6 protein-coding genes are annotated in these 5,683 nt (G+C 68.5%); 5 read left to right on the forward strand and 1 reads right to left on the reverse strand.

Annotated elements, in window-relative coordinates; translation table 11 throughout:
• A partial coding sequence (locus HUU94_RS05915) for an SPOR domain-containing protein (RefSeq protein WP_217429570.1) occupies positions 1-443 on the forward strand: 443 nt, incomplete at its 5' end.
• A 112-nt stretch (positions 444-555) separates the two neighbouring features.
• Here HUU94_RS05915 and serB read toward each other — a convergent pair.
• Positions 556-1,443 (reverse strand): phosphoserine phosphatase SerB, encoded by an 888-nt coding sequence (gene serB / locus HUU94_RS05920; protein WP_174274181.1) that lies wholly within the window; start codon positions 1,441-1,443, stop codon positions 556-558.
• Between serB and miaA the strand changes: the two genes are divergently transcribed.
• From miaA to ilvC, 4 genes are all read left to right on the forward strand, one after another.
• Entirely contained in the window at positions 1,442-2,296 is an 855-nt protein-coding gene (gene miaA, locus HUU94_RS05925) for a tRNA (adenosine(37)-N6)-dimethylallyltransferase MiaA (RefSeq protein ID WP_174274177.1), read from the forward strand. The two genes, serB and miaA, sit on opposite strands and share 2 nt — an antisense overlap.
• 136 nt (positions 2,297-2,432) lie before the next feature.
• Positions 2,433-4,169 carry a biosynthetic-type acetolactate synthase large subunit gene (gene ilvB, locus HUU94_RS05930; protein ID WP_174274178.1) on the forward strand — a complete coding sequence of 579 codons (1,737 nt, stop codon included), beginning with the start codon at positions 2,433-2,435 and terminating at the stop codon, positions 4,167-4,169.
• A 152-nt stretch (positions 4,170-4,321) separates the two neighbouring features.
• Positions 4,322-4,837, forward strand: coding sequence for an acetolactate synthase small subunit (ilvN, locus tag HUU94_RS05935; RefSeq protein ID WP_174274179.1), 516 nt, complete (start codon positions 4,322-4,324; stop codon positions 4,835-4,837).
• Between the two features lie 103 nt (positions 4,838-4,940).
• On the forward strand, positions 4,941-5,683 hold a 743-nt coding region (ilvC, locus tag HUU94_RS05940; protein ID WP_174274180.1), incomplete at its 3' end, for a ketol-acid reductoisomerase.

A 5,683-nucleotide genomic window follows, 5' to 3' on the forward strand; every position in this document is an offset into this window, starting at 1 on the left:
CCACGATCCGATCGCAGCCGAGCGTGACGCCGCCTGTGACCTCCGCAGCGATCGGAGCCGGCGTTCCGGCAGCGGCGGCGACACCTCCAGCCGCTGCCCCCGCCGCGATACCCGCGCAATCCAGCTCCTATGCGCCGCCGACGACGATCGCGCTGCCGCCCTCGCGGCCGACGGCGACGGCATCCGCGCCCGCGCTCGTGCCGTCCGGCGGCTGGCGCATCCAGATCGCTGCTGTCGCGTCTCCCGAGGCTGCCGAAAGCGAGTGGAAGCGGCTTTCGGCCAAGGTGCCCGCGCTGGCGGACCTCGGCCATGCGGCGGTGCCGGCGGGCGCGCTGACCCGCTTGCAGGCGACGGGACTCGCCAGCCGCGCCGACGCCGGCGCGCTCTGCCAGCAGATGGTCGCGGTAGGACTGGGCTGCTTCGTGGTCGCGCCCGGGCCTTAGAGTCTGAACTCTCGTCACCCCGGCCTTGAGCCGGGGTGACGTTCCGGCTTGAACAGGACAGCCTCTAGAATCGCATTTGAGAAGATCCTCCCTGCCAGGGGAGGAACATGGCTCAGTCCTCGACCCAGGCGCTGCGCGGATAGCCTTGCGCGTGGAGCAGGGCGTGGAGATCGCGATGCTCGATCCGCGCGGCGGCGGCGGCGGCTGTCGCGGGCTTGGCGTGATAGGCGATGCCGAGCCCGGCGGCCCGGATCATCGGGATGTCGTTGGCGCCGTCGCCCACCGCGAGCGTCTCTTCGGGTTTCAGCCCCAAGGCGGCGGTCTCTTTCAGCAGCGTCTCGCGCTTGGCATCGGCGCCGACGATCGGGCGACGGACGGTGCCGCCGAGCCTGCCGTCGCTGATCTCCAGCACGTTGGAGAGCATCCGATCGAAGCCGATCGCTGCGCCGACGCGATCGGCGAAGACGGTGAAGCCGCCCGACACCAGCACCGCACGCGCGCCATGCGCCTTCATCGTCCGCACCAGCGTGCGCGCGCCGGGCATCAACACGACGCGCTCGGCATGGCAGCGGTCGATCATTCCGGCGTCGAGCCCGGCGAGCAGCGCCACGCGCGCGTCGAGCGCTTCCTCGAACGCCAGCTCGCCGCGCATCGCCCGATCGGTCACCGCGGCGATCTGCGGCTTGATGCCGGCATAATCGGCGAGCTCGTCGATGCACTCGACGGTAATCATCGTCGAATCCATGTCGGCGATCAGCAATTTCTTGGCGCGGCCCGCACGCGGCTGCACGACGACATCGATATCGGGGAGCAGCCCTTCCAGCACCGCGCGCGCGCCCGCGCGATCGAGCCGGCCGAACGCAATGTCAGCCGCCTCGCCTTCGTCGATCCAGGCGAAGTGCGTGGCCATGCCGCCCGCCCCGGCCAGGGCATCGCGCGCTTTCTCGACATCGGCGGCGGTAAGCGCGCCGGGAGATGCTATCAGCGTCGCGATGAACATGTCCGGATCCTCGAAGCCGCGGGTGGCGCTCATCGCAGGGCCGACCGCGAGCGGCAAGTCGGCGCTGGCGCTGGAGATGGCGGTGCGCGAGCGCGGCACGATCATCAATGCCGATGCGAGCCAGGTCTATCGCGACCTGCGCATCCTCACCGCGCGGCCGTCCCCCGAGGACGAGGCGCGCGTGCCGCACCGGCTCTACGGGCATCGCGACGCGGCCGATCCCTGTTCGGCGGCGGAGTGGGCGGCGGAGGCCCGGACAGCCATCGCCGATTGCGTGCGGGAGGGCAGGCTGCCGATCCTGGTCGGCGGGACCGGGCTCTATCTGCGCACCCTGCTCGACGGGATCGCGCCGGTGCCGCCGGTCGATCCCGTGATCCGCGCCGAGGTGCGCGCGATCCCGGCGGGGGCGGCGCACGCGATGCTGGCGCAGGTCGATCCGGCGGCGGCCGCGCGACTGCATCCCAACGACACGACGCGCGTCCACCGCGCGCTGGAGGTGGTAAGAAGCACCGGGCGCGGCATCCTCGCGTGGCGCGAAGCCCGGGAGGGCGGCATCGCCGAGCGGATCGAGGGGGAGTGGACGATGCTCGATCCGCCGGTCGCCGAGCTCTACGCCCGCTGCGACGCGCGCGTCGGCGCGATGATCGCGGCGGGGGTGCTCGGAGAGGTCGAGGCATTGCTCGCACGCGAGCTCGATCCAGGCCTGCCCGTGATGCGGGCAATCGGCGTCGCGCCGTTCGCGCGCGTCTTGAGCGGCGAGCTGGGGGCAAGCGAGGCCATGGCGGCGGTACGGCAGGCGACGCGCAACTATGCCAAGCGCCAGCGCACCTGGTTTCGCCATCAGCATCCATGAATCTATCGCAGAGCGGGCGAGTGGAAGAACTTTATGTGTAATCACGCGCTTAAGACGTAATAAAATTACGATACAGGGTTTGACAGCCTAATATATTATCCCTAACCGGCCTGCCATTCCAACGGACGGACGAATCATGGCGGGCGAACGCACGGGCGCGGACATATTGATCGAGACGCTGGTCGATCTCGGGGTCGAGGTGATCTTCGGCTATCCGGGCGGCGCGGTGCTGCCGATCTACGATGCGCTGTTCAAGCAATCGAAGATTCGCCACATCCTCGTCCGGCAGGAGGGCGGCGCCGCGCATGCCGCCGAGGGTTACGCGCGCTCGACCGGCAAGCCGGGGGTGGTGCTGGTCACATCGGGCCCCGGCGCGACCAACGCGGTCACCGGAATCGCCGATGCGCTGATGGATTCGATCCCGATGGTGGTGATCAGCGGACAGGTGCCGACCGCGCTGATCGGATCGGACGCCTTCCAGGAATGCGACACCGTCGGCATCACGCGGCACTGCACCAAGCATAATTATCTGGTGAAGGATCCGGCGCGGCTGGAAGGCGTGATCCGCGAGGCGTTCGACATCGCCACCAAGGGGCGGCCCGGCCCGGTGCTGATCGATCTGCCCAAGGACGTGCAGGTCGCCACCGCCGAAAGCGCGTTTGCGGCGCCTTCCTACCGGCCGCAGACCGATCCCGATGCCGACGGCATCGCGGCGGTGGTCGAGATGCTCGCCGCCGCCGAGCGCCCCGTGCTCTACACGGGCGGCGGCATCATCAATTCGGGTCCGGACGCGACCGCAGCGCTGCGCGACCTCGTCGCGCTGACGGGCGCGCCCGTCACCTCGACGCTGATGGGGCTCGGCGCGCTGCCCGCGACCTCGCCGCAATGGCTCGGCATGCTCGGCATGCACGGCACCTACGAGGCCAACCATGCGATGAACCGCGCCGACCTGATCGTCGCGATCGGCGCGCGCTTCGACGATCGCGTCACCGGGCGGCTCGACGCCTTCGCGCCGCATGCCCGCAAGGTGCACATCGATATCGATCGATCGTCAATCAACAAGATCGTGCGCGCCGAGATCGGCATCGTCGCCGATGCCGGGCGCGCGATGCGGGCGATCGCCGCGCTTTGGCGCCGGCGCGGGTACACGACGCCCGACCTTTCCGGCTGGTATGCGCAGATCGAGGGCTGGCGCGCCAAGCGCTGCCTCGATTTCCCCGCGTCGAGCACCGAGATCATGCCCCAGCACGCGGTCCGCCGGCTGTGGGAGGCGACGCGCCACCGCGATCCGATCATCACCACCGAGGTCGGCCAGCACCAGATGTGGGCGGCGCAGCATTTCGGCTTCGAAGCGCCCAATAAATGGCTGACGAGCGGCGGTCTCGGCACGATGGGCTACGGCCTGCCCGCGGCGATCGGCGCGCAGGTCGGCAACCCCGACGCGCTGGTGATCGATATCGCCGGCGAAGCCTCGATCCAGATGAACATCCAGGAGATGGCCACCGCGACGCAATATCGCCTGCCGGTCAAGGTGTTCATCCTCAACAACGAATATATGGGGATGGTCCGCCAATGGCAGGAGCTGACCTACGAGAGCCGCTATTCGCACAGCTATTCGGATGCCTTGCCCGATTTCGTGCGGCTCGCCGAAGCCTATGGCTGGAAGGGCATGCGGATCGAGGATCCCGCCGCGCTCGACGGCGGTATCGCGGAGATGCTCGCGCATGACGGGCCGGTGATGGTCGATTGCCGCGTCGCCAAGCTCGCCAACTGCCTGCCGATGATCCCGAGCGGCGCCGCGCACACCGACATGATCCTCCAGGCCAACGAAGTGACCGGCACGATGGACGACGAGGCCAAGGCGTTGGTGTGATGGAGAACAAGGTCCTCCCCGGCACGGGGAGGGGGACCATGCGCAGCATGGTGGAGGGGGCCCTCCGCCTGGCGCAACGCTCGTGGCGAGCCCCCTCCACCACGCCGCTCCGCGTCGCGGTCCCCCTCCCCGTGCCGGGGAGGAGCTAGACCATGCACATCCGATCCGAAGCTTCCGAGCGCCACACGCTCTCCGTCACCGTCGCCAACGAGCCGGGCATCCTCGCGCGGATCGCGGGGATGTTCGCGGGGCGCGGCTATAATATCGAGAGCCTGACCGTCGCCGACGTGACCGAGGACGAGGCGGTGAGCCGGATTACCGTCGTCACCAAGGGCGCGCCGGCGACGATCGAACAGATCATCGCCCAGCTCGATCGACTGCCGCCCGTCCACCGCGTGCTCGATCTCACCGCCGAGGGGCCGCACGTCGAGCGCGAGCTGGCGCTGGTGAAGGTGGCGGGGTCCGGCGATCATCGGATCGAGGCCTTGCGCCTCGCGGAAGTCTATCGCGCGAGGGTGGTGGACGCGACGATCTCGAGCTTCGTGTTCGAGGTGACCGGCGGCCGCGAGAAGATCGACAAGTTCCTCGAGCTGATGCGCGAGGTCGGCCTGATCGAGGTCGCGCGCACCGGCATCGCCGCCATCGCGCGGGGGCATGAGGTGATCTAGCTTTGTTGTGCTCCTGCGCAGGCAGGAGCCCAGGATCGAGCGGCCCGAAACTGGGCTCCTGCCTGCGCAGGAGCACGCGAGCGCCGATAAAGGGACCAGAAGAATGCGCGTCTATTATGATTCCGATGCCGATATCGGCCTGATCAAGGGCAAGAAGGTCGCGATCGTCGGCTATGGCAGCCAGGGCCATGCCCATGCTCAGAATTTGCACGATTCGGGCGTCGCCGAAGTCGCGATCGCGCTCAAGGCGGGTTCGGCGACCGCCGCGAAGGCAGGGGAGGCGGGCTTCAAGGTGCTGACCAACGCCGATGCGGCGAAGTGGGCGGACATCATCATGGTGCTCGCGCCCGACGAGCATCAGGCGGCGATCTGGGCCGACGATCTCAAGGACAATATGAAGCCCGGCGCGGCGCTGGCCTTCGCGCATGGCCTCAACGTCCATTTCGGGCTGATCGAGCCGCGCGCCGATATCGACGTGTTCATGATCGCGCCCAAGGGCCCGGGCCACACCGTCCGCTCCGAATATCAGCGCGGCGGTGGCGTGCCCTGCCTGATCGCGATCCACCAGGACGCCAGCGGCAACGCGCATGATGTAGCACTTTCCTACGCCTCGGCGATCGGCGGCGGCCGTTCGGGGGTGATCGAGACGAGCTTCCGCGAGGAATGCGAGACCGATCTGTTCGGCGAGCAGGCGGTGCTGTGCGGCGGCCTCACCCACCTCATCATGGCGGGCTTCGAGACGCTGACCGAGGCGGGCTATGCGCCGGAGATGGCCTATTTCGAATGCCTCCACGAGGTGAAGCTGATCGTCGATCTGATGTATGAAGGCGGCATCGCCAACATGCG

It is taken from the genome of Sphingomonas bacterium (assembly GCF_903644055.1).
GTDB lineage: Bacteria > Pseudomonadota > Alphaproteobacteria > Sphingomonadales > Sphingomonadaceae > Sphingomonas_I.